The following is a 23,511-nucleotide window of genomic DNA, read 5'->3' as shown; positions in this document are numbered from 1 at the left end:
CCCCTCATTCGCTTTCATTGCTGTGTCGGTCCTGCGTCGCAAACTTTTCGGAGAGTTTGTCGAACGCAGCGAAGGTAAATTGAATGGTCGTCATGACGACCGCGATACGCATTATCTGGAACGCCGTCACCGTCGCGGCGTCCAGATGCATCGCCGTGGCGGTTAGCACCATTTCGGTGATCCCGGCCGGCGCAACTGCCAGCACGGCGGTGGTGAATGAAAGATCGCTGAGCGCCACGACAATGGTCGCAATCACCATTGCCGATACGATCAGATAAAATGTGATGATCAACGCCGTGATCGTGATACGCGGCAGTCTTGTCAGCACATCGCGCCGAAACCGGCTGCCAATCCATGTACCTATCACCACCTGCGCGACCGTCAGCAGAATGCGCGGAATCGCGTAAGGGCCAAAGCCCAAACCTGCAACCAGCGCGCCAAGAAGCACAGGCACCATCAGCCATGTGTTGGGAATGCGCAGCGGTGCGATCAAATACCCAAGCGCACCGGCAACCAGCAACAGACCAATCAGCGGGATTGCTTCCGTGTCGAAGGGAATATGCGCCTGCTGCAAATGGCCGTGTGTGCCAAACAGCGTCACAAGTATCGGAACGGTCGCCACGATTGTGGTCACGCGCACGAGATGCGTCACCGCGACAATGCTGCTGTCTGCGCCCTTTTGGGTCGCGATAACCGCCATCTCGATAATTCCGGCGGCTGCAGTCGAGAAGAAGGCTGTCGTGCGGTCCACCTGCGCGAGCCTGCGCATAAGCAGCGCCGCGCCAGTCGTCGTTATCATGATAAGCACTGTCGAAAGCAGCATTACCGGCAGCAGCTTCAAAGTTGCGACTACCACGACCGGCGTGAAGCGCAGCCCGATGCCAATCCCAACCACCACCTGCCCCATCTCTCGCCCGTAGGGAAACATCAAAAGCGGAGCACCCGCGAATGCAGCGAGCGCTCCAAACAGAAGCGGTCCGAGCATGTATGGCAGCGGCAGGCCAACGACGACCCCGAACAACGCCCCCGCAGCACCGATGGTGAGAGACATTGCTATTCTGGTCAGGTTCGAAAAACCTGCCCCAGCTTTGGGATCGCTGGACATTGCGCATGCAGCCGTAAAGCGTCAGCGAACTGAGATCAGCCGCTCGGCCAATCCGGCGACAGAGCCTTGCTTCTCAATCGAGCGGACCAGCTCAACGATCTCGCTGCACCGATCTTTGCCCATACCCGCGAACTCAGCGTTCTCCCTGAATTTGTCCGCAACCTCGTCATAGCTCATCGGGAAAGCAGGGCTGCCCTTGCCGAAATCGGCGCGACCCGAAATGCGCCGCCCATCCTTGAGGTCAATATCAATGATGGTCGTCATCAGGTGATAGCCAGCGGCTTCAGCATCATCGTCGACGACAAAGTCGACCTTCTCGATCATTTTCTTGACGTCGTCGCGCTCCACTACTTCGTCTGTGAATTCGCGCAGACCAGCACGACGCTCAAGCAGCAGGATCGCCATGCAGAATTCCATCGAGAACTTTGCCTGCAATTCGTCCTTCGGCCTGTGGTGAATGAGCGCGTTCGGCATATTGGAATTGGTGCCGACACGAACATGCGCAACATCCTGCGGCTTGATGTCATGTTTCTTGATGAGCCGCAGCATTTCGGTCATGCCCGGATGGGTGAGCGAGCCTGACGGATGCGGCTTGATGGATACGCCCGGATCAGCAAACGTCCAGGGGCTTCCCAGCTTTCCGTAAATTGCCTGCAGGTCGTAGCCCCCACCAGCAGCACTGAAGAACCCGCGCGGAGCCTCGAGGATCTTAGGCGTAGCCGTCCATCCGTAGGAAGCGAATTGCGCCGCAGCGACGCCGCTCTCGGACGACCGGCCCGCATGAAACGGCTTCGTCATGGTGCCGAAGTTCTCGCGCAATCCGGCAGACTGGCTGCCTGCAATCGAGAGCGCGCGCTGCGTGGTTGCAACGTCGAAACCGAGCAGTTTAGAGGCCGCCGCAGCAGCCGCGAAGGTTCCGCAGGTTGCCGTCGCATGGAAGCCGGTCTGGTAGTGGCGCGGCGCAATCGCCTCTGCGATTTTGCACTCTACCTCCACGCCGAGATGGTAGGCCAGCATGAAGTCACGCCCGCTCGACTTCTTTATCTCCGCCATTGCAAATGCCGCTGGCAGCGCCGGAGCGGTCGGGTGCGTCAGCAGGCCGTAAACACGATCCTTCGCCACCGCGAGCTGTGTATCGTCGTAATCGTCTGCGTGAATGCCCACGCCATTTGCGAAAGCGGCAAAGCGCGGCGCGACCTTGCGCCCACCGCCAATCACCGTAGCGCCGCCTTCTGCCAATCCAAGATCATCCAGATGCTGGCGCACGAGTTCGCCGCTCTTTGCAACCGACCCAGATAACGCAAGGCCAAAGCCATCAAGGATCGACTTTTTTCCAACCTCGACCACTTCGCTGGACAGGTCTTCAACCCGCGCATTCACGATAAATTCGGCCACATATTTCGTGAGTTCGACGTCCGTCGTGCTGAACTTGTTCATCCTGTCCTCTTGTCGCTCCCTGGCCGAAATCTACTGGCTGTTTTGCCTGAAGATTGTCAATTGTCAACAATTATGATCGCGACGCGTGCGCCTTTTGCTCTAAACTTTAGGCTTGCGGTTCGCCCGCCTTTCGGGTCCGCTCTATTCCGTTCATGATGTGCGCGCGGCCTGCTGCGAAGGCGCCCAGCGGATCACGTGCTGCCAGCGCCTCGACAATCGCATTGTGCTCTGCATTGGAAACTGCAAGCGTGTCTCCGCTCGCAAGGGCGCGATAGCGCTGGATATGCAGCTCCCGAACAAAGCTCTGATAGATGGACTCCAGCCTCTTGTTTCCCGCCATTTCGGCAAGCCGCCGATGGAATGTCAGGTTGACCGGGTAGTAATCGTGTACTTCGCCCGTGGCTGCGATTTCGTCCATCTTCTTCAACAGGCCGCGCAGTTCCGTAACCTGTTTGTCGGTGATCCTCTCCGCCAGCAGCATGGCCATGCATCCGAAAACGCCCGCCCGTGCTTCGGACAAATCCTGCGCCTCGTCATTTGTCAGCGCTCTGACGAAGAACCCGCGATTGGGAATGATTTCGATAAGCCCCAAGGCGGCAATCGCGCTGCAAGCTTCTCTGATTGGCCCGCGGCTCACGCCAAGTTTCTGCGAAAGCGCATTTTCGTTGATCCGCTCGTTCGGCGTAAGTTCGCCGTCGATAATCATACGCTCGATCTCCCCCTGAACCACGTTGCTGAGTGAACGTGTTCTCAGGAAGTCAATCGCTGCCAAGCTTTGCTGTGCAGGCTTGTTTGCCATGTCTGCCTCTTGGTGCGCTCTCGCATGATTGCGTAGCCGCCTATCGGCCAATCTTTATCAGCAGGCGTAGCGTGAACAATCCCCACGCCACATCCTTTCCACTGTCACCTCAACCGCGCGTGCTCATCTGTGCTCCACCCAGAACCGGCACACGATTGGCGACATATACAACCGCGAAGGAAATCAGCAGCAGCAGAATGCCAAGCACACAGATGGCTCCGAGGTCGCCGCTTTCGTTCAAATCATAGATGATCACCGATACGAGCTTCGTGTTTGCTGTAGTCAGCAAGATCGTCGCCGATAGCTCGCGGATCGTGCCCACGAAGACGAAACACCACGCCGCCACAACGCTTGTTCGCAAGAGCGGCGCTGTAATGTGCCGCAATGTCGTCATGCGCGATGCGCCCAGAATGCGCCCGGCTTCCTCAAGTTCGGGGTGAACGCCGGCGAATGACGACGACATTTGCTGGTATCCGGCCGGCAACTCGATGGTCATGAACGCGATCAGGAGAATCCAGAGCGTTCCATAGAGCTGGAAGGTTGGATTCGCATAGCTGAGAAACAGGCCGACGCCGAGAACAATGCCGGGAATTGCGACCGGAGCCGTTGCGAGCAAACCGAGATATTTCGATCCTGTCACCGAACGACGCACCACCAGATAGGAAACCACGAGTGCAATCGCGGTGACTGCGGTTGCCGTCAGCACACCCAGCAGCATTGTGTTCCACATGGCAAGGCGCGTTGCCGAAAACTCGAACAGCACGAAGTTCCAGTGCTTCAGCGTCAGCGTGTCCCACGTGAGCGGATCACCGACGGTGTTCGTGAACGCGGTTTTGACCAGCGCGAGATAGGGGAAGAAAATCGTCAGCGACAGTACGGTGAGCACGAATGCGATAGCCACCCATTTCCAGCGTCCGAACTTCGTCAATCTGGGCGAACCGCTCTTGCCGCCTAACACCGTATAGCCCTTGCGACCGAGTATTGCCTTCTGCGTTTGCAGCAGGATGATCGTCAGGATCAGCAATGGAATAGCGGAGGCGGCAGCCAATCCGAGCCGTGGCGGAAACTGGAAAAGGCTCCAGATTTTCGTCGTGATGACATGGAAGCCGGCAGGCAGTGCAATGATGGCCGGCGAACCGAACATCGTAAGCGATTGCAGAATCGCGATGAGCGTGCCGGCCAGCATCGCTGGGAGAACCATTGGAATGGTCACTTTGCGAAGCGTCGTCATCGCATTGCCGCCAAGAATGGAAGACGCATCCTCGAGGTCGGATGGTACCTTATCCAAGGCGTTGGAAACGAGTGTAAATACATATGGAAAGGTGAAGCAGGCGATGGCGAAAACCAACCCGGAGAAGGTGTAGATATTCACCAGCACTGTTGACTGGTCCAGCCCGAAGATTTTGCGGTAAACAACGTTTGCCAGACCGGTGTTTGGTGCAGCCAGAATCTCATAGGCAATCGCGCCGAGAAACGGCGGCGTAACAAACGACGCCGTCACCAGCATCCGTATCCATTTCCTGCCAGGCAGGTCGGTGCGCGCCACGAGCCACGCCATCGGTGTGGCAACGACACATGACAGCAATCCCACCGCGAGCGACATGCCGATGGCCAACCCGTAGGCTTGCAGCAATGTCGAATCTGTAACCAGTGTGACAAAGTTTTCCAGCGTCGCGCCTGCACCCGTGTCGCTTCTGAAGCTGTAGAAGATGATCCAGAAGAGAGGCAGTGCGACGAGCGCCGTCAGCAACAGCGCCAGGAAGATGAAGATAGGCATCGAAAGGTCAAAACTCTTGCGACGAGTCTCAGCCATATCTGCCGAGGTTGCGCTGACGGCACTCATTTGTATCAGGTCCCGAAATACTTTTCGTAGTTGGTCTTGATGGTCTGAATCTGCGTTTCCAGCTTCGCTGGGTCAGAATGCAGAACCTTGATTTTCGACAGCGGAGTCTTCGTGGCCTTCTCCTTCACGTCAGGATGGAAGGAGCGCAGACCGCCAAAGTCGCTGTTCAGTTGCTGTGCTTCCAGCGAGAACAGGAACGCATAGAAAACTTTCGCTGCGTTCGGGTGCGGCGCCTGCTTCATGACAGCAGCATTTCCAACTGCAAGAGGGGTGCCTTCTTCGGGATAAACGATCTTGATCTGCACGCCGTCGTCCTGCAGGCGGAATACATTGTATTCATTGCCGTCCACCTCAAGTACGCGTTCGCCTTGAGCGAGTTTCTTCGGCGGTTCGGTCGAGGACTGAACCTGCATTACATTCTGCTTGCCGAGCTTTTCGAAATAATCCCAGCCGAGCAGTTCGCTCAGTACGAACGTCGCGGTCATAACCGTGCCGCTATAGCCCGGATGCGCCTTGACCATCTTGCCCTTATATTTGGGGTCGAGAAGATCTGTCCAAGTCTTCGGCGCATCTGCTTCCGGCATCAGGTCAGACCGGTAGGCCATCACCGAAAGATGCGCGCGATAGGCCGCGAAGTTTCCGTCAGGATCCTTCTCATCTTCCGGCCACTTGTCGGCGACGACCTGCGGAACCATAGGCTCGAGCCAGCCCTGCTTCTTGAAATACAGGAAATGCACGGCATCCGAAGTTTCAGTTACGTCGGCGTTGTGGATGCCGGACGAATATTCCTGACCGACGCGTTGGAAAACGCGCTCAGAACCGGCACGCTCTACCTGAACATCTATCCCTGGAAATTCTTTCTCGAACAATTCGGCGAGCTTTTCCGCCACCGCGACATCGGTTGCGGTGTAGAAAACGACCTTGCCTTCTTTCTTGGCTGCTTCAAGCAGGTCCGGGCTGACACTGTAAGGTGCAGGGGCCTGTGCAAACGATGCCGATACTGTAAAGACGCTGACTGCCAGCGCCGCAGCGGCAAATTTCAAACTGCGCATTTCCTTCTCCTCCATATATTTTCTAATGCGAATCACTCCGTGAGCGCGCGGCAGTGCTGCGGCGGGAAGTGCAACCACGCCTCGCTGCCAACGGGCATTTCGACATCAACGGGCGCGACGGTTCGGATCGTCTCCCCACCTTTGATGTCCACCAGATAATCGCGATGCGAACCGAGATAGATTTGCCGTTTCACAACGCGCGGAACCGAATTCACATCGACCTTTTTCTTCGGGCTTAGTTCAATGTCGTGATGGCGAATTGAAACGATGCCCTTGCCACCTTCGACGAGCGAACCGCTGCCGCACTGGAGCGTAAATCCGCCATCGACATCGACCGTGTTCTTGCCCTTCGCCTTGCCGGTCAGAATGTTCGTTCCGCCGATAAAGCGAGCAACGAATTCCGTCTCCGGCCTTGCATAAATATCCTCGGGCGTTCCGGATTGTTCGATCTTGCCGTTGTTCATAACGACAATCAGGTCCGCCGTTGTCATAGCCTCAGCCTGATCGTGGGTTACGTAGACCGTGGTGTAGCGAAACTCGTCGTGCAGCCGCCTGATCTCGAAGCGCATTTCCTCGCGCAGATTGGCGTCGAGGTTGGAAAGCGGCTCGTCGAGAAGCAGGATTTCCGGCTTCACGACCAAGGCACGCGCCAGCGAGACGCGCTGTTGTTGTCCGCCTGAAAGCTCGCCCGGATACCGCTCCGCAAGCGGGGTTAGCTGGGTAACGCCCAGGATCGCCTTCACGCGCTTGTCGACTTCGTCGGCCGGAAGCTTCCGCAGTTTCAATCCATAGGCCACATTCTGATAAACGGTCATGTGCGGCCAAAGCGCGTAGCTCTGGAAGATCATCGACATGTTGCGATTTTCCGGCGGCATCGTGCCTGCGGGCGAGGACACAACCTTGTCGCCAACCCTTATCTCGCCTCCATCCGCCGGCACAAAGCCAGCGATCAGGCGTAGCGTCGTCGTTTTTCCGCAGCCTGAGGGGCCAAGCAGGCAGACAAGCTTTCCCTTATCCACCGACAGATTGACGCCTTTTACAACAGTGAGCGCGCCATAGCGCTTTTCCAGATCAGACAGGACCAGGAACGACATCTCACCTCCCGACGCACAAAAACGGTGCGTCTCGACATGCATCTTTTGATCGCTCAAATGGCTAAGGTTCGAATTGTAGATTGTCAACAGATTTCTGTTTACGATTTTGTGAGCTAGCATTATGAAGCTTGCGAAATTGCAGTCCGAGCGCGAGCCTCTAACCGTCGCTCTGGCCACTCGATGAAAGGAAGCTCAATGCGCGCTTATTCGATTGCAGCGATACCGGCAGACGGAATTGGACCGGAAGTCATCTCGGCCGGTTGCGAAGTTCTCAAGGCCATCGAAAAACGCGCAGGCGATTTGACGATCAATGTCACCCATTTCGATTGGGGATCCGACTACTACAAGAAAAACGGCGTCATGATGCCCGAGGACGGCCTGAAGCAATTGCAGCCGTTCGATGCCATATATTTCGGCGCAGTCGGTGCGCCGGATGTTCCGGACCACATCACACTGTGGGGGCTGCGACTTCCCATTTGTCAGGGCTTCGACCAGTACGCGAATGTCCGCCCAACCAAAATTCTACCCGGCATCACGCCACCACTGCGCAACTGCAAACCCGGCGACCTGGATTGGGTGATCGTGCGCGAAAACTCCGAGGGCGAATATTCCGGCAATGGCGGGCGCGCGCATCGCGGCCTGCCGGAAGAAGTTGGCACCGAGGTCGCTATATTCACGCGTGTCGGCGTCACGCGGATAATGCGTTACGCGTTCCAGATCGCACAGTCTCGTCCGCGCAAGTTTCTCACGGTTGTGACAAAATCAAACGCACAGCGTCACGGCATGGTGATGTGGGACGAAATCGCGGCAGAAGTCGCAGCCGAATTTCCGGACGTTGAATGGGACAAGATGCTGGTCGATGCGATGACAGTGCGCATGACCCTGAAACCCGAAAGCCTGGACACTATCGTTGCGACAAACCTCCACGCGGACATTCTGTCGGATCTGGCGGGCGCGCTTGCTGGCAGTTTGGGCGTCGCGCCTACGGCCAATATCGACCCGCAGCGGCGCTTCCCGTCCATGTTCGAGCCAATCCACGGTTCTGCATTCGACATAACAGGCAAGGGAATTGCTAACCCGATCGCGTCGTTCTGGACCGCCTCGATGTTGCTCGATCATCTTGGAGAAAAAGAAGCGGCAGCCCGGCTGATGTCTGCTGTCGAACGCGTGACCAAGGCCGGCGTTTTAACGCCGGACATTGGCGGCACAGCGACGACAGCGGAAGTCACAAGCTCGGTGATCGACGCGATTTATTCGTCCAACACATAGTCGTCCTGGATAGGTCTAGTCGACCGCAACCATCACGTCGGATGCCTTGACCACGGCGTAAGCTGTTCCGCCCACCGCGAGCTTCAACTCGTCGACCGCCGCATTGGTGATCGATGCGGTCACGATTGTTCCGCCCCCGATGTCGATTTTGACATGAGCAGTCGTTGCGCCCTTCACAACCTCGGTGATCTTACCCTTCAACGTATTTCTTGCACTGATTTTCACTGCCTTGCCTTTCTCATTGCTCGCTCTGGGCGATTTATCCTCAAGGATAGACGCTTTGAGTTTGAACCGTTATATTCATTCCAGTAGAACGGCCATATGCTGAATATTGCCGCGAATTTCGACACTATCAGAAAGTAGCACAGAAACGCCCGCCAAAACGGGCTATCGCAAGGATTAATGGAATGGCGGCATGGCATAAATATGCCATGCCCTTGGGTGGAGGAGCCCATGACAGACCATCATGCCGATCGGATCAATGCCGCGGTGCATTCGAGCGACGCTGTGCGCTCTGCGCTTGTTGCTTCCTGGCGGCGATCATCTGCCTTGCACCATCTCGACCCGTCGGAACGCAGGCAGCCGCGCCGCCTGACAGACTCTGAGTTTCGCCATGCTCGTGAGAAAGTTGAGCCACTTGCATATGCCGCCAAAGGCACGCTCGACCGGCTCTATCTCGCCGTTGGCGGAGTCGGGTGTTGCGTACTTCTGGCGAATGCCGAAGGTGTTCCCATAGAGCGCAGAGGCGCGCATGCGGACGACGCAACATTTGAGGATTGGGGTCTTTGGACCGGCAACATCTGGAGCGAGCAGGCCGAAGGCACCAACGGCATCGGCACATGCGCTGTCGAAAAGCGCCTCGTAACGATTCACCGCGACCAGCATTTCTTTTCCCGCAATACGCTGATGTCCTGCACCACAGCGCCAATCTTCGACCATCACGGAAATCTCGCTGCGGTGCTTGACGTTTCCTCGTGCCGGGCTGATCTCACGGAGGGTTTTCTCAATCTCATCCAGATCGCAGTAGGCGATGCAGCCAAGCGCATTGAGGCCGACGGGTTCAGGCAATCATTCCCCTATGCTCGCGTTGTGCTTGCGCCTATTCACGAATCATCGCCATCAGCGCTGCTTGCTGTCGACAAGGATGATCTGGTCGTCGGCGTTTCCAATAGTGCTCGAATAGCGTTTGGCGTGCCGCAGGGCGAAGCGATTGTTCCCCGCCCTGCGAGCGAGTATTTCGGCTTCGCGCAAGGTGCCTCGCCCTCGCTAAACGATGCCGAGCGAAGCGCTTTGCAGCAGGCTCTGGCGGCTTCCGGGGGGAATATTTCATCTGCCGCGCGCGCCTTGGGCATCTCCCGCGCTACCCTGCACCGTAAGGTCGCGAAGCACGATTTGTAAGAATACCACGCACGACTGTCGCAGTTTTGAGACAGTTTTGTCCACTCGTCGAACCCGCACGGGGTGACTTCATATCCCGCCTTGGCATTTTCTCCGCACGCGCCAATCCCGGCGTCGATTCTGGGAGGATTCCATGAACAAGGTTGAATTCCACCGCAGCGCAAAAAGCCCATACGCAAAGCGGTATGACAATTTCATTGGCGGCAAGTGGGTGCCTGCCAAGTCCGGCAAATATTTCGACAACACCTCGCCGGTAAACGGTCAGGTACTCTGCCAGATCGCACGCTCCGAAGCCGCAGACGTCGAGGCCGCGCTTGATGCCGCGCACAAGGCAAAGGATAGCTGGGGCAAGACAAGCGCCGCAGAACGCGCGCTGCTGCTCAACCGTATCGCGGACAGGATGGAAGAAAACCTGCCGAAGCTCGCGCTCGCCGAGACGTGGGACAACGGCAAGCCCATCCGCGAAACCACTGCGGCAGACATTCCGCTCGCGATCGATCATTTCCGCTACTTTGCAGGTGCAATTCGTGCGCAGGAAGGTGCGCTTTCCGAAATCGACCACGACACAGTCGCCTATCACTTCCACGAACCACTGGGCGTCGTCGGCCAGATCATTCCGTGGAATTTCCCGATCCTCATGGCGGTCTGGAAGCTTGCTCCGGCGCTCGCGGCAGGCAATTGCGTGGTGTTAAAGCCTGCCGAGCAAACCCCCGCTTCCATCCACATTCTGATGGAACTGATCGCCGATATTCTGCCGGCAGGTGTCCTGAACGTAGTGAACGGTTTCGGCCTGGAAGCAGGCAAGCCTTTGGCGTCGAACCCCAGAATCGCAAAGATCGCATTCACTGGCGAGACGACGACCGGCCGTCTCATCATGCAATATGCCTCTCAGAACCTCATTCCGGTAACGCTGGAGCTGGGCGGCAAAAGCCCGAACATATTCTTCTCCGACGTTGCAGCCGAGGATGACGACTTCCTCGACAAAGCAATTGAAGGCTTTGTCATGTTCGCGCTGAATCAGGGCGAGGTCTGCACCTGCCCCAGCCGCGCGCTGGTTCACGAAAAGATCTACGACAGGTTCATGGAAAAGGCGATCAAGCGCGTTGAAGCCATCGTACAGGGCGACCCGCTCGACCCGGCTACGATGATCGGCGCTCAAGCCTCGTCCGAACAGCTTGAGAAGATCCTTTCCTATCTCGATATCGGCAAGAAGGAAGGCGCCAAGGTGCTGACCGGCGGCGAGCGCAACGAACTGCCCGGTGATCTTGCAGGTGGCTATTACGTGAAGCCCACCGTGTTCCAGGGCAACAACAAGATGCGTATCTTCCAGGAAGAAATCTTCGGCCCTGTCGTGGCAGTCACCACGTTCAAGACTGATGAGGAAGCGCTCAGCATCGCCAATGACACGCTCTATGGCCTTGGCGCTGGCGTCTGGACCCGCGACGGCACGCGTGCCTATCGCTTCGGCCGCGCAATTCAGGCAGGCCGTGTGTGGACCAACTGCTACCACGCCTACCCGGCACACGCTGCATTCGGTGGCTACAAGCAGTCCGGCATCGGGCGCGAAACGCACAAGATGATGCTCGACCACTATCAGCAGACCAAGAATATGCTGGTAAGCTACAACCCCAAGAAGCTTGGCTTCTTCTGACGCCTCCCAAGGCATGGACGGCGCAGATTGGCTGCGCCGTCCACTTACGGAGGAGATGCAAATGGCCGACAACGCCTCACTTGGAAAAGTATCCGCTACCCCGCAAGCAATCAGTCTTCTCGACGCGATCATAGCCGACCACGGCCCGGTCATGTTTCACCAGTCGGGCGGCTGCTGCGATGGCTCATCGCCTATGTGTTATCCGCGGGGCGACTTCGTCGTGGGGGAACGCGATGTCCTGCTTGGGCTGATCGGTGAAACACCTTTTTACATCAGCGCATCGCAATACGAGGTATGGAAGCACACCGATCTTATCATCGATGTCATTCCCGGTCGCGGCGGCATGTTCTCACTCGACAATGGCCGGGAACTGCGCTTTCTAACGCGCTCGGAAATCTGCGCGATCTAGTTCGCCCGTGCATTCGACGCCGCGCCGTATCGGAGCCGGCGTCGCGTGTATCCCGCGTGCTCGCCAAATAGATGCGCAGCCGCTGGAATACCCCGGAAAGAATCTTGCGGTCACCATGAAGGATGGTGCAATACACACGAACACGCTTTTAGGGTCGAAACGAAACGCGAATGGACATACGGGCTGGAACCAGCAATCTGACGACCGCAATGCTGGTTCTGATTGCGGCTACCCTTGTGGTCGCGATGATGTGGCTTGGCGCGTCAGTTTTCGCGCCGCTGGCCTTCGGGCTTTTCATCATCGCACTTGCCTGGCCGATGCAGGAGCGTCTCCAGGCGGTCATGCCAAAAGCCCTCGCGTTCGTCATCACATTCGCGGCTGTCGTGATCGTACTATTCGGTTTCGTAACGCTGGTAGGCTGGGCGTTCGGCCGCGTGGGCCGGTGGATGTTTGCCGATGCCGCGCGTTTCCAGCAACTCTACGACCAATTGCGCGTCTGGCTTGAAGGCCGCGGCATTGCCGTTGACGTTTTGTGGGCGGATAATTTCAGCGTCACCTGGGCGTTGCGCACTCTGCAAAATCTCACCGGCCGCCTGAATACCACTTTCACCTTCTGGTTCGTGACGCTGGTCTATGTGCTGCTTGGCTTGATGGAAGTTGGCGACATGTCACGACGCATCGCAGGCCTGCGCAATCGCGTTACGGCCCGCGTTCTGCTGGAAGGCAGCAAGCTGACATCGCAAAAGCTGAGGCGCTATGTTCTGGTGCGCACTGCGATGAGCGTACTCACCGGCCTGCTCGTCTGGCTTTTTGCGCGCGCTGTCGGGCTGTCGCTCGCCGAGGAATGGGGCTTCATCGCGTTCGTACTGAATTATATTCCGTTCCTTGGTCCCTTCCTTGCGACGGTGTTCCCCACCCTATTTGCCGCCACACAATTCGACAGTTGGGGAGCCGTGCTGGCGATCTTTCTCTGCTTCAATATCATTCAGTCCGTGATCGGCAGCTATATCGAGCCTCGCGTTTCGGGCAGCGCGCTTTCGATGTCCCCCATCATCGTGCTCTTTTCGGTATTCTTCTGGTCATATCTGTGGGGAATTTTCGGTGCGTTCATAGGCGTTCCGATCAGCATCGCGATACTGTCATTCTGCGCTCAGCATCCGTCCAGCGAATGGGTCAGCCAGCTATTCGGCAACCAGCCTCAAACCAGAGATCAAGTTTCTGGAACCTCACCAGGTCAGTAATTCGGGGGCGCAAACATTGCTGCATCGCAGCAATTTTTTGTTGCAATGCCATAACTATTCATATCCAATGCCTGCACAACGCACACCGCCGATTGCTCTTGCCCCAGGAGAAGTCTCGCATGCGGACCATTGGAAGCGTTTTGGACGCGAGCCGAGGCTTGGGAGCCGGGTTCGATTTTGTCAGGCTGGCGCTCGCCACGTCGATCCTCGCCTTTCACAGCATCGTCGTCGTTGGCCGGCTTGATCTGATTGAACAGACGCCGCTATGGCTGACCGTCTATGGGCTGGTGCCGATGTTCTTCGCGCTCAGCGGATTTCTGATCAGTGGAAGTGCGCTGCGGCTCTCCCTGCCGAATTTCCTGTTGAACCGCAGCCTTCGCATCGTTCCGGCGCTGGCCGTCGAAATCACGGTTTCCGCGCTCATCCTCGGGCCGATCTTCACGCAATTCAGCTTGTTCGACTATTTCACCAGCAAGGATTTCTTCCAGTACTTCCTCAACATCATCGGCTTGATCCAATACGATCTACCCGGCGTTTTTCTGCACAATGAATCCGCGGGTATCGTCAATCTTTCGCTCTGGACAATTCCGTACGAGATTCTGTGCTACGCAATCATGGCGGCCTTCATCATATTTGGTCTGCTCAAGCGTCCCAAATTGATCATTGCCGCCTTTCTGATCTACGTCACCATTCCGCTGGTGCTTGAACTGATCGGCTTGCGGGACAATCTCCCCAAGATTGCGGACTCGCTCTTTTTCGGGCGCGGCACGCTTGCGTTTCAATGCTTCGTGCTCGGATCGCTTGCCTATGTCTACCGCCACCGCATACCGATGAGTGCAACATTGTTCGGCGCGGCGGTCATCTTTGCTGTCCTGATCGCGGTTGTTGGCAATACGGAATGGCGCAGCAGCGGCTTCCTGAACCTCGTGATGTGCCTGCCGTTCACCTACATCACCTTGTTCGTCGGGCTGTGCAAAATTCCGCCTGTGCCGTTCTACTCGACCGGCGATTATTCCTACGGAATCTATCTGTATGGCTATCCGATCCAGCAGGCTATCGTTGCGTCCATGCCCGCGCATGGTTGGGGCGCCAATTTCATTGCCGCCATACTGACCGTGAGCTGCCTTGCCGCATTTTCATGGCATTGGATTGAAAAGCCGATCCTGACACTGCGGAAAAATTTCAGCTTCGTTGGCCGGCAAATCAGTCAGCACGAGAAGCAAGCTTCACATCCCAATTCGCAGGTCCAGTCTCTCAGCTAAAGCGGAAATGCTTGGCGCTTAAGATTTGGAAAGCGACTTGATTTCCCGCAGGAGCTGCTCCTGCGTCATCTCCGGATTGTGCCCGTCTTTGCGGATGATGTCGTATGTGCTGTACAGCGCAATCGATCCAACTGTAGCAATTGCGAGGAGCGACCAAACGTCCTGCTCTTTCCGGTTCATCGCGCTCAGCACAACCGCCGTGCCTACGAAATAGGTCACGAAAAGTCCCCAGCTCACGCTCAGGAACAACACCCATTTGACCGTGGAAGCACTTCCGAAAGAGCCCGCAAGCCCAGCAAGCCCATATATGCCTGTAAGAGCGAGAATGGTCCCGCCTATATAGCATATCCAGTAGGTAAAGGGCAGCGATCGCTCGCCCCATAATATCGAAAATATCTGTCCCATGCCTCACCTCGCCCTACATAATGAAGCGGCAAAATGCACGTCGATGCAAGCACGGTCGAATGGCGTGACTAATGAAGATTAAGCGCAATAGGGCGATTTTGATTGAATGCCGTTGGCGCAAAAATTGAGTTCAGCTGTCCGTCTTGACCTGGATCAAGGTTCACGCGCAGCGAGTGTCTATGCTCTGTGGCGGACAGGTTTAAGGAGTATGAAATGTCGAATACGCCGCACACGCTCGGAGAAGAGTTTCCCGGCCAGATGGATGGTATCCATGCACTGAAGGTCGCCGATAGCGAATTTGCCAAGCTTCTGGCGAGTTATGATGAGGTGAATGACAAGATCCATCGTGCAGAAACACGAATCGAAGCTGTCAGCGAGGATATGGAGCATAGCTTGCGCAAGCGGCGGCTTGCGTTGAAGGATGCTATTGCAGCAGCGCTCGCCAAGGCGCGCGCCTGAATGGAGTAAGGAAATGTATTCTCACATTCTGATTTCGACAGACGGATCGGAGCTTGCCCAACGTGGCTTGGACCACGGCCTTTCGCTTGCAAAGGCATTGGGCGCGAAAGTCACGATCATCACCGTTACTGAGCCAATTCCCTTTCCTGCCGGGGCGGCAGGCGCTGGCTGGGTACCAACCGTCACGGACATTGCGAGCTACGAAAAAGCACAAAAGGAACAGGCCGAACAACTTCTCGGCAAGGTGCGTGAGCAAATCGAAAAGCTGGACCTGAAAGGTAATTTCATCCACGCGCCGGATAGCTGGCCAGCCGAAGCCATTCTTCAGGCCGCAAAGACTCACAATTGCAATCTTATCGTGATGGCCTCGCATGGCAGACGCGGGCTCGGCCGCCTTATCCTCGGCAGCCAGACCTCCGAAGTTCTCGCCGGCAGCCCCGTTCCGGTTCTTGTGGTCAAGTAGGACTGGACTAAACATTACGGCGTGCGCGCCTTTGCATTGCCGCGATGGATCGTGCAATTTCCAGCCTCAAAAGGAGTCTCGGAAATGGCAAGCGTCAAGGTCGCAATCATCACAGCAGGCGGCAGCGGCATGGGAGCCGCCGCCGCGAGAAAGCTCGCCGCGGATGGCTATAAGGTTGCCGTCCTTTCCTCATCGGGAAAAGGCGAAGCACTCGCCAAGGAACTCGGCGGCATCGGCGTCACCGGCTCCAACCAATCGAACGACGATCTGAAAAAGCTGGTCGATACGACGATGGCGAAATGGGGACGGGTCGACGCACTCGTCAACAGCGCCGGTCACGGTCCTCGCGCGCCCCTGCTCGAGATCACCGACGAGCAATGGCATACAGGTTTTGATGTTTACTTCTTGAACGTGGCGCGCGCCGTGCGCCTCGTCGCCCCGATTATGGTTGGGCAGAAATCAGGCTCCATCGTCAATATTTCGACCGCCTGGGTCAGCGAGCCTGCCTCTATGTTCCCAACTTCGGCAGTCGCGCGCGCAGGCCTTGCCGCCTACACGAAGCTCTTCGCAGACCAGTATGCGCCGCACAATGTGCGCATGAACAATGTGCTGCCGGGCTGGATCGACAGCCTGCCCGCTCTTGAAGAGCGCCGAGATTCCGTTCCAATGCAGCGCTATGGTACTTCCGAAGAAGTCGCGGCTACCGTCGCATTCCTTGTTTCGAAAGGTGCGGGATACATCACCGGCCAAAACCTACGCGTCGATGGCGGGCTGATGCGTTCAGTCAATAGCTAGAAGCCGTCTTCAACCTTAGCGCGAGTTAGTCTATCCTCACTCTGAAACGGTCGCAGAACCGGCAATTGAGGGCAGTTTGCATGATGGGACGAGCCACTTTCAGGGGCTTGCTTGCGGTTGGCTTCTCGGCTTTGCTGACTTGTGCTGCCTCCGCTGCGGATTTGACCATCGCAATGCCCAATTGGGCATCCGGTCAGGCAAGCGCGAATATTCTCAAGGTCGGCATCAAGCAGGCGCTGGGTCTTGATGCCGATGTTGTCGAAATGGGTACGCTCATCGCTTTCAACGGTCTGGATACCGGCAAGGTGGACGTCCACCCGGAGGTCTGGCTCCCCAATCTCAACAATCTCGTTGATCGATATGTGAAAGGTTCAGGGACAGTCACACTCAGCCCCGTATCGGTTCCCGCATGGCAAGGCATATGCGCTAATCGGACCGCCGCCGACAAAATCGGTATCAAGGATATTGCCGACCTTTCCGATCCGAAAAAGACCGTCGCGCTGGACACCAATGGCGATGGCAAGGGCGAGCTATGGATCGGCGCTGAAACATGGTCTTCAACGGCAATCGAGCGCGTGCGCGCCAACAGCTACGGCTATGCCAAGAACCTCGACCTGCTCGAAATGCCGGAAGATGTAGGGATGGCCGCTGTGGATGCGGCTGAAGCAGTAGAGAAACCAATCGTTTTTGCCTGCTACGCGCCGAGCGCAGTTTTCAAGCTGCATCAGATCGTGCGCCTCACCGAACCGCCCTACGATCCTGCAAAGTGGAAAATTGTGCTGCCTTCCGAAGATCCGGCTTGGCTTGCAAAATCAAGCGCCGATGTCGGCTGGGATGCTGCGAGCTATCGCATCGCCTATGCAAGCTCGCTCAAGCAGCGGCATCCTGATGTCGTGCGTTTTCTCGAGCATGTGGATTTCACGCCCGATGAAGCCATCGATATGAGCTATGCGCTCCAGGTCGAACGCAAGGAGCCGCTGGCATATGCCGAGCAATGGGTGAAAGACCACGCTGACCGCGTGAAGGGGTGGGCCAAGCAATGAGCGCAACCATGACCGACCGTCGCAAGCTGCTGAAGACTGGCGCCTTGCTCTTTGGTGTATCGCTTCTTGCAGCGCTTCCAGCAGTTGCCCAAACTCAAGTCTACGATCCAAAGACCCGCAAATGGGGCAATTATGACAAGACGGAAGCCTATAAATACTGGCGCAAGAACAAGCAGGTGCCGCCAGCATTCCGAAGGCAGGTCGTGCGTTTCCGCACTGCCGAGCAGCCCGGCACCATCATCATCGATGGCAACCAGCACTTCCTCTATCTAGTGCAACCCAACCAGACTGCCATCCGCTACGGCATCGGCGTCGGGCGTGAGGGATTTGGTTGGGCAGGCATCGTGCGTGTGGGCCGCGTTGCGGAATGGCCGACATGGACGCCACCCGCGGAAATGGTCGCGCGCGATCCCAAGGCTGCGAAATGGGCAGGCGGACAGCCGGGCGGACCGGACAATCCGCTCGGCGCGCGTGCGCTCTATCTCTACGAAGGCGACCATGACACGATCTATCGTATTCACGGCACCCCGGAGCCGTGGACAATGGGTTTAAATGTGTCGTCGGGCTGCATTCGCATGGTCAACGACGACATTATCGATCTGCACAGCCGCATTCAGGTGGGGGCCAAGGTGATTGTGCTGATGCAGGGCGCGGCACTTTACAAAGGCGTTTAACTGGCACGGAGAGGGAAAACGGTCATGCGTGGAAGAAATCAAAAAGCGAGCATGGTCGTAGCTGCATTGGCGGCAACGCTCGGCGTCAGCGCCTGCCAATCCAACGCTCCAACAGAAGACCAGATGTCGCGCACGACACTCGAAACTGCACCTGCCGAACTGCAGTTGATGTGTGCGAACGCCGCAGCGGCGCAATCAGGCACCGAGAGTTCAAAGGTGCTGCCGGTAAGTTCGCGCAAGGTGGATTCAAACAACTACGTCGTCGATCTCAATGCCAACGGTAAGCCAATGAGTTGCAACGTCGATGCAACCGGCACAACTGTTTCGGTGAACCCGGCTTAGAGTCGCGCCCCGCACATTCCGTCGCCAATTCTGATTGATAGCGGTATTTTACCCCTCGGATGAGGGATATTTGCACCGATCAACGAGAAGACAGTAGACCGATCAGGTTCAACGCTGCTCGACCTCTGCCTCGACCAACTGAAGAAACCGCCGCGCGAGTGGCGATAGCAATTCGGCGCGCGGCAAGATGATATTGAACGAGGACACGACCGCCTCTCCGGCCATGTTCAGCGTCACGATCTTGGCGCTCAAATCCTCCGCTGTCATCAAGTGTGCAACCTCATCTGCAAACGGTGCAATTGCGTTGGTGCGCGCCACGATTGCGAGTGTCAGCAGGATCGACGCCGAATAAGTCACGCGGCTGGGAAACTCCGCACCTTCCAGCGCGAACGCCTCTGCCACAGCTAGCCAACTCGGCGCGCCTGCCGGCTGCATCACCCAATCGAACGCGCTGAGATCGGCAAAGCTCAGCTTTTTCCTACCCTCGAGCGGATGCCCGCTGCGTACCGCAAACCGCAGCGCCTCCTCACCTATGCGCCGCACATCGTAGAGCGACGGATCGTCATCGGATGTAAGCCTTCCCAGGACGAAATCGTAGGTTCCTTCGCGCATGCGTCGCATCAGGGTTGCGCTCGGTTCCACGTCGATCTGAATCTGCACATCGGGCGCTATTGCGCGCAGCGCAAGCGATGCAGGAACTACATAGGCAATCGCTGCCGTTGTCACCGCCCCGACATGCACCCTGCCGCGTAAGCCGTCAGCCAACTCACTAAGATCACGTCCCAGATTGTCCATTTCATTGATGACCCGCTTGGCGCGAACCGCCAGAGCTTCACCGAATTCGTTGAACACAAACCCGTGCGCGCTGCGAGCGCATATCTGCCTGCCGAGCAGCGCTTCTATGTCCGACAATGCACGCGATGCGGCTGGCTGGGATATATGCATGTCTTCCGCCGCCAGCCCCATTTTGCCGCGACGTTGCAGCGCTTCGATGAAGCGTAGCTGCTTCAAAGTGAGGAATCGGGTCCTGCTCGGCATGGTAGATTTTCCGAAGCTTTTATTATGTCATAAATGGTAATTTAGAATGCGTATAGATGATTTGACGGATATGTTTGTTTGCGTTTTGGTTCTTCCGCACGGCAAGATCGTAGCTTCTCTCTGCGAGAGCCCGTGATTGAATCCTCGGGAGGAATACAATGACCAAGCTTTTCAAAACCCTTTTGCTTGCCTCGGCAACGGCTCTCGCCATCGGCGGAGCGGCCAGCGCAGCAGGTCTAACTGTAGGCTTTTCGCAAATTGGTTCGGAATCCGGCTGGCGCGCTGCTGAAACCAGCGTAACCAAGCAGCAAGCGGAAAAACGCGGCATCGATCTGAAGTTTGCCGATGCCCAGCAGAAGCAGGAAAACCAGATCAAGGCGATCCGGGGTTTCATCGCGCAAGGTGTAGATGCGATTTTCGTTGCACCAGTCGTCGCGACCGGCTGGGAAACCGTCTTGAAAGAAGCCAAGGATGCTGAAATCCCGGTGTTCCTGCTAGACCGTGGCATTGAAGGGTCTGAAGATCTTTACATGACGATGGTGGCTTCAGATCAGGTTCTCGAAGGCAAGGTTGCCGGAGACTGGCTGGTGAAGGATGTTGCCGGCAAGGATTGCAACGTGGTCGAGCTTCAGGGCACGACTGGTTCGTCACCGGCCATCAACCGCAAGAAGGGTTTCGAGGACGCCATTGCAGGGGCTCCGAACGTTAAGATCATTCGCAGCCAGACAGGCGACTTCACCCGCGCCAAGGGCAAGGAAGTCATGGAAGGCTTCTTGAAGGCTGAGAACGGCGGCAAGAACATTTGCGCGCTTTACGCACACAATGACGACATGGCCGTCGGCGCGATCCAGGCCATCAAGGAAGCAGGCTTGAAGCCCGGCACCGACATCAAGGTCGTTTCCATCGACGCTGTGCCGGACATCTTCAAAGCGATGGCTGACGGCGAAGCAAACGCGACCGTCGAGCTGACGCCGAATATGGCCGGCCCTGCATTCGATGCATTGGAAAAGTTCAAGGCAGACGGCACAGTCCCGCCGAAGACCATCATCACCGAATCCAAGCTTTACACGCAGGCTGACGATCCGATGAAGGTCTATGAAGAAAAGAAGGGCCTGGGCTACTAACCGATCCTCCCAGGTCAAGCCGGGCACCAAGCGCGTCCGGCTTGACCATTTTCTTGACGAGTGGCCAAACTCGGCCGCGCGTGGAGGACATTGTGAGTGAATTTCAAGACCTGCTTGCAGCGCAGAATATTTCGAAATCGTTCCTCGGCTTTAAAGCGCTGGACGATGTTAGCTTTTCTGTTCGGGCGGGCGAAATCCACGCTTTGCTCGGAGAAAACGGTGCAGGCAAGTCCACTCTCATCAAAATTCTGACTGGCGTCTATAAAGCCGACAGCGGCGTGATTGTTGTCAAAGGCACGCCGGTAACTGTGCGCGACACGCAGCACGCGCAACAACTTGGCATAGGCACGGTCTATCAGGAAGTAAACCTGCTGCCGAACCTGACGGTCGCGGAAAACATCTATATCGGCAGACAGCCCAAACGCTTCGGCTTTGTCGATACCCGCAAGATGCAGGCAGACGCCAAGGCACTGCTTGCACAATATGACATTCACATCGACGTTGCGGCGCAATTGTCTTCCTTTTCGGTCGCCGTGCAGCAATTGATTGCGATTGCCCGCGCCGTAGACATGTCCGGCTCCGTGCTCATTCTTGATGAACCCACCGCCAGTCTCGACCGTCACGAAGTCGAGCTTTTGTTCGGCGTCATGCGCAAGCTGAAAGCGCGCGGCCTCGGCATTGTGTTCATCACGCATTTTCTCGATCAGGTTTATGCCGTCAGCGACCGCATCACAGTGCTGCGCAACGGAAAGCTCGTCGGTACGCGCGACACCGCCTCTCTGCCGAAAGTCGAGCTGGTTTCAATGATGTTGGGCCGCACGCTAGCCGCCGCGACCGAGCACGGCAGACGCTCCGCGCCTGCCAGTATCGAACGCGAGATCACTTTCAAGGGCGTTGGCCGCGCACGATCCATCGAGCCCTTCGATCTGAGCATAGGCGCCGGCGAAGTGGTCGGCGTTGCGGGCTTGCTCGGCTCCGGCCGCACGGAAACTGCACGGCTTATGTTCGGCATTGATTTACCGGATTCAGGCGCAGTCTCCATCGATGGTAAGCCGGCTAAAATTACATCGCCTCGGGAGGCTGTGCATTTTGGTTTTGGCCTTTGTCCCGAGGACCGCAAGCTGGATGGCATTATCGGCGACCTCTCCGTTCGTGAGAATATCGCGCTTGCCTTGCAGGCCCGCAAAGGCTGGCTGAAGCGCATGTCCACGCACGAGCAGACCGAGCTTGCAGACCGCTTCGTCAAGGCGCTCGACATTCGTACTACCGACATAGAAAAGCCTGTAAAGCTGCTGTCCGGCGGCAATCAGCAAAAGGTCATTCTCGCGCGTTGGCTGGCTACCTCGCCGCGCTTCCTCATTCTTGACGAGCCTACGCGCGGCATTGACGTTGGCGCGCATGCGGAGATCATCCAGCTTATCAATCGGCTCTGTGATGAAGGGCTGGCGCTGCTGGTCATCTCCTCTGAAATCGAGGAAATCGTCGCCTATTCGACCCGTGTGCGCGTTTTGCGTGACCGCGTTCATGTTGGCGAATTGAAGGGCGACGAGATAAGCACCGCAAACATCGTGCGCGCTATTGCGGCTGAGGGCAGCAGCGAGGCCGCAGAATGAACAAGCTCTCCGCCGGTCTGCGTCGTGCCGCGCCGCAACTCATCTGCCTTGCCGCGATCCTGTTCCTGAACTGGCTCGCCTTTCCAGGTTTCTTCAATCTGCGCGTTCAGGATGGCCGCCTGTTCGGCAGCCTGATCGACGTGTTGAACCGCGGCGCACCCGTCGCCATTCTTGCAATAGGCATGACTGCTGTTATCGCGTCCAAGGGCGTCGATCTTTCGGTCGGGGCAGTGATGGCGATGGCGGGCGCGGTAGCAGCAACCATGACCGTCGCCGACTATCCGCTTCCGGTCGTGCTGGCTGCATCTCTCGCGGTTGGCATTGCCTGCGGTCTTCTGAACGGCCTGCTGGTGGCAGTGCTGGAACTCCAGCCTATTGTTGCCACGCTGATCCTGATGGTCGCGGGGCGCGGTATCGCGCAGCTCATCACCGAGGGCGTGATTGTAACCTTCGTTGAGCCCGGACTGATCTTCTTCGGCACCGGCTCATTCCTCGGCTTGCCCATGCCCGTGGTCATCGCGGCGGTGCTGGCTATCGTCACTGTGTTTGTCGTGCGGCGCACCGCGCTTGGCCTGCTGATCGAATCCATCGGCGTGAACCGCAGTGCAGCCACTTATGCAGGCATAAACAGCCGCGTATTGCTTATCATCATCTACATGTTCTGCGGCTTCTGCGCGGCGCTCGCGGGCATCATCGTGACCGCCGACATTCGCGGCGCAGACGCCAACAATGCGGGGCTCTGGCTCGAACTCGACGCCATTCTCGCCGTTGTGATCGGCGGCACTTCGCTGCTCGGCGGGCGCTTCTCTATCCTAATGTCGGTGCTCGGCGCGATCATCATCCAGGCCATGAACACCGGCATTCTGATTTCGGGCTTCCCGCCTGAATACAACCTCATCGTCAAGGCCTGCGTCATCATCATGATACTGCTTGCGCAGTCGGCAGGTGCAGCCGGACTTATCCGCCGCTTGTCCACGTCAAAGGCGGAAACATAA

The 23,511-nt window shown here is 57.1% G+C and carries 24 protein-coding genes; 15 read left to right on the top strand and 9 right to left on the bottom strand.

The window, feature by feature from the left end; all coding sequences use genetic code 11:
• Nucleotides 1-4 precede the first annotated feature (4 nt).
• From DY251_RS01100 to DY251_RS01075, 6 genes are all read right to left on the bottom strand, one after another.
• Complete coding sequence (locus DY251_RS01100; protein WP_158553205.1) at nucleotides 5-1,051, bottom strand: AbrB family transcriptional regulator; 1,047 nt, start codon at nucleotides 1,049-1,051, stop codon at nucleotides 5-7.
• Between the two features lie 75 nt (nucleotides 1,052-1,126).
• The gene (locus tag DY251_RS01095) at nucleotides 1,127-2,542 is read right to left on the bottom strand and encodes an MmgE/PrpD family protein (protein ID WP_116621988.1); all 1,416 of its coding nucleotides are present in this window, start codon (nucleotides 2,540-2,542) and stop codon (nucleotides 1,127-1,129) included.
• A gap of 106 nt (nucleotides 2,543-2,648) precedes the next feature.
• Nucleotides 2,649-3,341, bottom strand: a complete 693-nt coding sequence (locus DY251_RS01090) for an FCD domain-containing protein (RefSeq protein WP_116621987.1) — start codon at nucleotides 3,339-3,341, stop codon at nucleotides 2,649-2,651.
• Between the two features lie 109 nt (nucleotides 3,342-3,450).
• Nucleotides 3,451-5,184 (bottom strand): ABC transporter permease, encoded by a 1,734-nt coding sequence (locus tag DY251_RS01085; protein ID WP_116621986.1) that lies wholly within the window; start codon nucleotides 5,182-5,184, stop codon nucleotides 3,451-3,453.
• A gap of 5 nt (nucleotides 5,185-5,189) precedes the next feature.
• Nucleotides 5,190-6,236 (bottom strand): ABC transporter substrate-binding protein, encoded by a 1,047-nt coding sequence (locus tag DY251_RS01080; RefSeq protein WP_116622278.1) that lies wholly within the window; start codon nucleotides 6,234-6,236, stop codon nucleotides 5,190-5,192.
• A 32-nt stretch (nucleotides 6,237-6,268) separates the two neighbouring features.
• A complete protein-coding gene (locus DY251_RS01075) occupies nucleotides 6,269-7,330 on the bottom strand; it encodes an ABC transporter ATP-binding protein (RefSeq protein ID WP_116622277.1) in 1,062 nt (353 codons plus the stop codon).
• Nucleotides 7,331-7,525: 195 nt separating this feature from the next.
• Between DY251_RS01075 and DY251_RS01070 the strand changes: the two genes are divergently transcribed.
• Nucleotides 7,526-8,599, top strand: a complete 1,074-nt coding sequence (locus tag DY251_RS01070) for a tartrate dehydrogenase (RefSeq protein WP_116621985.1) — start codon at nucleotides 7,526-7,528, stop codon at nucleotides 8,597-8,599.
• A gap of 15 nt (nucleotides 8,600-8,614) precedes the next feature.
• Here DY251_RS01070 and DY251_RS01065 read toward each other — a convergent pair whose 3' ends face one another.
• On the bottom strand, nucleotides 8,615-8,824 hold the full coding sequence (locus DY251_RS01065; RefSeq protein WP_116621984.1) for a TOBE domain-containing protein: 210 nt from the start codon (nucleotides 8,822-8,824) through the stop codon (nucleotides 8,615-8,617).
• A gap of 228 nt (nucleotides 8,825-9,052) precedes the next feature.
• Between DY251_RS01065 and DY251_RS01060 the strand changes: the two genes are divergently transcribed.
• From DY251_RS01060 to DY251_RS01040, 5 genes are all read left to right on the top strand, one after another.
• Nucleotides 9,053-9,997, top strand: a complete 945-nt coding sequence (locus tag DY251_RS01060; RefSeq protein ID WP_245415806.1) for a helix-turn-helix domain-containing protein — start codon at nucleotides 9,053-9,055, stop codon at nucleotides 9,995-9,997.
• A 133-nt stretch (nucleotides 9,998-10,130) separates the two neighbouring features.
• A complete protein-coding gene (gene adh / locus DY251_RS01055; protein WP_116621983.1) occupies nucleotides 10,131-11,648 on the top strand; it encodes an aldehyde dehydrogenase in 1,518 nt (505 codons plus the stop codon).
• A 61-nt stretch (nucleotides 11,649-11,709) separates the two neighbouring features.
• Nucleotides 11,710-12,057: a DUF779 domain-containing protein gene (locus DY251_RS01050; RefSeq protein ID WP_116622275.1), complete on the top strand. Its 348-nt coding sequence runs from the start codon at nucleotides 11,710-11,712 to the stop codon at nucleotides 12,055-12,057.
• 170 nt (nucleotides 12,058-12,227) lie between these two features.
• Nucleotides 12,228-13,298, top strand: coding sequence for an AI-2E family transporter (locus DY251_RS01045; protein ID WP_245415805.1), 1,071 nt, complete (start codon nucleotides 12,228-12,230; stop codon nucleotides 13,296-13,298).
• Nucleotides 13,299-13,417: 119 nt separating this feature from the next.
• Nucleotides 13,418-14,560 (top strand): acyltransferase family protein, encoded by a 1,143-nt coding sequence (locus tag DY251_RS01040; protein ID WP_158553204.1) that lies wholly within the window; start codon nucleotides 13,418-13,420, stop codon nucleotides 14,558-14,560.
• Nucleotides 14,561-14,578: 18 nt separating this feature from the next.
• Here the strand turns inward: DY251_RS01040 and DY251_RS01035 are convergent, their stop codons facing one another.
• Nucleotides 14,579-14,965, bottom strand: coding sequence for a hypothetical protein (locus tag DY251_RS01035; RefSeq protein ID WP_116621981.1), 387 nt, complete (start codon nucleotides 14,963-14,965; stop codon nucleotides 14,579-14,581).
• A gap of 213 nt (nucleotides 14,966-15,178) precedes the next feature.
• Between DY251_RS01035 and DY251_RS01030 the strand changes: the two genes are divergently transcribed.
• The 6 genes from DY251_RS01030 (at nucleotide 15,179) to DY251_RS01005 (ending at nucleotide 18,741) form a co-directional block, all read left to right on the top strand.
• Entirely contained in the window at nucleotides 15,179-15,424 is a 246-nt protein-coding gene (locus DY251_RS01030; RefSeq protein ID WP_116621980.1) for an HP1242/YdcH family protein, read from the top strand.
• Nucleotides 15,425-15,437: 13 nt separating this feature from the next.
• On the top strand, nucleotides 15,438-15,887 hold the full coding sequence (locus tag DY251_RS01025; RefSeq protein WP_116621979.1) for a universal stress protein: 450 nt from the start codon (nucleotides 15,438-15,440) through the stop codon (nucleotides 15,885-15,887).
• Between the two features lie 84 nt (nucleotides 15,888-15,971).
• The gene (locus tag DY251_RS01020) at nucleotides 15,972-16,682 is read left to right on the top strand and encodes an SDR family oxidoreductase (RefSeq protein WP_116621978.1); all 711 of its coding nucleotides are present in this window, start codon (nucleotides 15,972-15,974) and stop codon (nucleotides 16,680-16,682) included.
• Between the two features lie 80 nt (nucleotides 16,683-16,762).
• A complete protein-coding gene (locus DY251_RS01015) occupies nucleotides 16,763-17,725 on the top strand; it encodes an ABC transporter substrate-binding protein (protein ID WP_116621977.1) in 963 nt (320 codons plus the stop codon).
• On the top strand, nucleotides 17,722-18,399 hold the full coding sequence (locus DY251_RS01010) for a L,D-transpeptidase (RefSeq protein WP_116622273.1): 678 nt from the start codon (nucleotides 17,722-17,724) through the stop codon (nucleotides 18,397-18,399). Before DY251_RS01015 ends, DY251_RS01010 begins: the two co-directional genes overlap by 4 nt.
• A 24-nt stretch (nucleotides 18,400-18,423) precedes the next feature.
• A complete protein-coding gene (locus tag DY251_RS01005; protein ID WP_116621976.1) occupies nucleotides 18,424-18,741 on the top strand; it encodes a hypothetical protein in 318 nt (105 codons plus the stop codon).
• Nucleotides 18,742-18,849: 108 nt separating this feature from the next.
• Here the strand turns inward: DY251_RS01005 and DY251_RS01000 are convergent, their stop codons facing one another.
• Nucleotides 18,850-19,779: a LysR family transcriptional regulator gene (locus DY251_RS01000; RefSeq protein WP_116621975.1), complete on the bottom strand. Its 930-nt coding sequence runs from the start codon at nucleotides 19,777-19,779 to the stop codon at nucleotides 18,850-18,852.
• Nucleotides 19,780-19,937: 158 nt separating this feature from the next.
• Between DY251_RS01000 and ytfQ the strand changes: the two genes are divergently transcribed.
• The 3 genes from ytfQ to DY251_RS00985 all read left to right on the top strand — a co-directional run bounded on the left by ytfQ (nucleotide 19,938) and on the right by DY251_RS00985 (nucleotide 23,511).
• Complete coding sequence (ytfQ, locus tag DY251_RS00995; protein WP_116621974.1) at nucleotides 19,938-20,903, top strand: galactofuranose ABC transporter, galactofuranose-binding protein YtfQ; 966 nt, start codon at nucleotides 19,938-19,940, stop codon at nucleotides 20,901-20,903.
• Between the two features lie 89 nt (nucleotides 20,904-20,992).
• Nucleotides 20,993-22,516 carry a galactofuranose ABC transporter, ATP-binding protein YtfR gene (gene ytfR, locus DY251_RS00990; RefSeq protein WP_116622272.1) on the top strand — a complete coding sequence of 508 codons (1,524 nt, stop codon included), beginning with the start codon at nucleotides 20,993-20,995 and terminating at the stop codon, nucleotides 22,514-22,516.
• Complete coding sequence (locus DY251_RS00985; protein WP_116621973.1) at nucleotides 22,513-23,511, top strand: ABC transporter permease; 999 nt, start codon at nucleotides 22,513-22,515, stop codon at nucleotides 23,509-23,511. The genes ytfR and DY251_RS00985 overlap by 4 nt, the downstream gene beginning before the upstream one ends.

Origin of the sequence: Mesorhizobium denitrificans, from assembly GCF_003403035.1 — a bacterium.
In the GTDB taxonomy this organism is placed as follows: domain Bacteria; phylum Pseudomonadota; class Alphaproteobacteria; order Rhizobiales; family Rhizobiaceae; genus Mesorhizobium_G; species Mesorhizobium_G denitrificans.
Note: the sequence above shows the minus strand (reverse complement) of the source record. Positions and strands in the feature narration are given on the sequence as shown.

Coding starts and splice junctions, on each gene's coding strand:
- DY251_RS01100 (WP_158553205.1), bottom strand. CDS start 1,051: ATGTCTCTCACCATCGGTGCTGCGGGGGCGTTGTTCGGGGTCGTCGTT.
- DY251_RS01095 (WP_116621988.1), bottom strand. CDS start 2,542: ATGAACAAGTTCAGCACGACGGACGTCGAACTCACGAAATATGTGGCC.
- DY251_RS01090 (WP_116621987.1), bottom strand. CDS start 3,341: ATGGCAAACAAGCCTGCACAGCAAAGCTTGGCAGCGATTGACTTCCTG.
- DY251_RS01085 (WP_116621986.1), bottom strand. CDS start 5,184: ATGAGTGCCGTCAGCGCAACCTCGGCAGATATGGCTGAGACTCGTCGC.
- DY251_RS01080 (WP_116622278.1), bottom strand. CDS start 6,236: ATGCGCAGTTTGAAATTTGCCGCTGCGGCGCTGGCAGTCAGCGTCTTT.
- DY251_RS01075 (WP_116622277.1), bottom strand. CDS start 7,330: ATGTCGTTCCTGGTCCTGTCTGATCTGGAAAAGCGCTATGGCGCGCTC.
- DY251_RS01070 (WP_116621985.1), top strand. CDS start 7,526: ATGCGCGCTTATTCGATTGCAGCGATACCGGCAGACGGAATTGGACCG.
- DY251_RS01060 (WP_245415806.1), top strand. CDS start 9,053: ATGACAGACCATCATGCCGATCGGATCAATGCCGCGGTGCATTCGAGC.
- adh (WP_116621983.1), top strand. CDS start 10,131: ATGAACAAGGTTGAATTCCACCGCAGCGCAAAAAGCCCATACGCAAAG.
- DY251_RS01050 (WP_116622275.1), top strand. CDS start 11,710: ATGGCCGACAACGCCTCACTTGGAAAAGTATCCGCTACCCCGCAAGCA.
- DY251_RS01045 (WP_245415805.1), top strand. CDS start 12,228: ATGGACATACGGGCTGGAACCAGCAATCTGACGACCGCAATGCTGGTT.
- DY251_RS01040 (WP_158553204.1), top strand. CDS start 13,418: ATGCGGACCATTGGAAGCGTTTTGGACGCGAGCCGAGGCTTGGGAGCC.
- DY251_RS01035 (WP_116621981.1), bottom strand. CDS start 14,965: ATGGGACAGATATTTTCGATATTATGGGGCGAGCGATCGCTGCCCTTT.
- DY251_RS01030 (WP_116621980.1), top strand. CDS start 15,179: ATGTCGAATACGCCGCACACGCTCGGAGAAGAGTTTCCCGGCCAGATG.
- DY251_RS01025 (WP_116621979.1), top strand. CDS start 15,438: ATGTATTCTCACATTCTGATTTCGACAGACGGATCGGAGCTTGCCCAA.
- DY251_RS01020 (WP_116621978.1), top strand. CDS start 15,972: ATGGCAAGCGTCAAGGTCGCAATCATCACAGCAGGCGGCAGCGGCATG.
- DY251_RS01015 (WP_116621977.1), top strand. CDS start 16,763: ATGATGGGACGAGCCACTTTCAGGGGCTTGCTTGCGGTTGGCTTCTCG.
- DY251_RS01010 (WP_116622273.1), top strand. CDS start 17,722: ATGAGCGCAACCATGACCGACCGTCGCAAGCTGCTGAAGACTGGCGCC.
- DY251_RS01005 (WP_116621976.1), top strand. CDS start 18,424: ATGCGTGGAAGAAATCAAAAAGCGAGCATGGTCGTAGCTGCATTGGCG.
- DY251_RS01000 (WP_116621975.1), bottom strand. CDS start 19,779: ATGCCGAGCAGGACCCGATTCCTCACTTTGAAGCAGCTACGCTTCATC.
- ytfQ (WP_116621974.1), top strand. CDS start 19,938: ATGACCAAGCTTTTCAAAACCCTTTTGCTTGCCTCGGCAACGGCTCTC.
- DY251_RS00985 (WP_116621973.1), top strand. CDS start 22,513: ATGAACAAGCTCTCCGCCGGTCTGCGTCGTGCCGCGCCGCAACTCATC.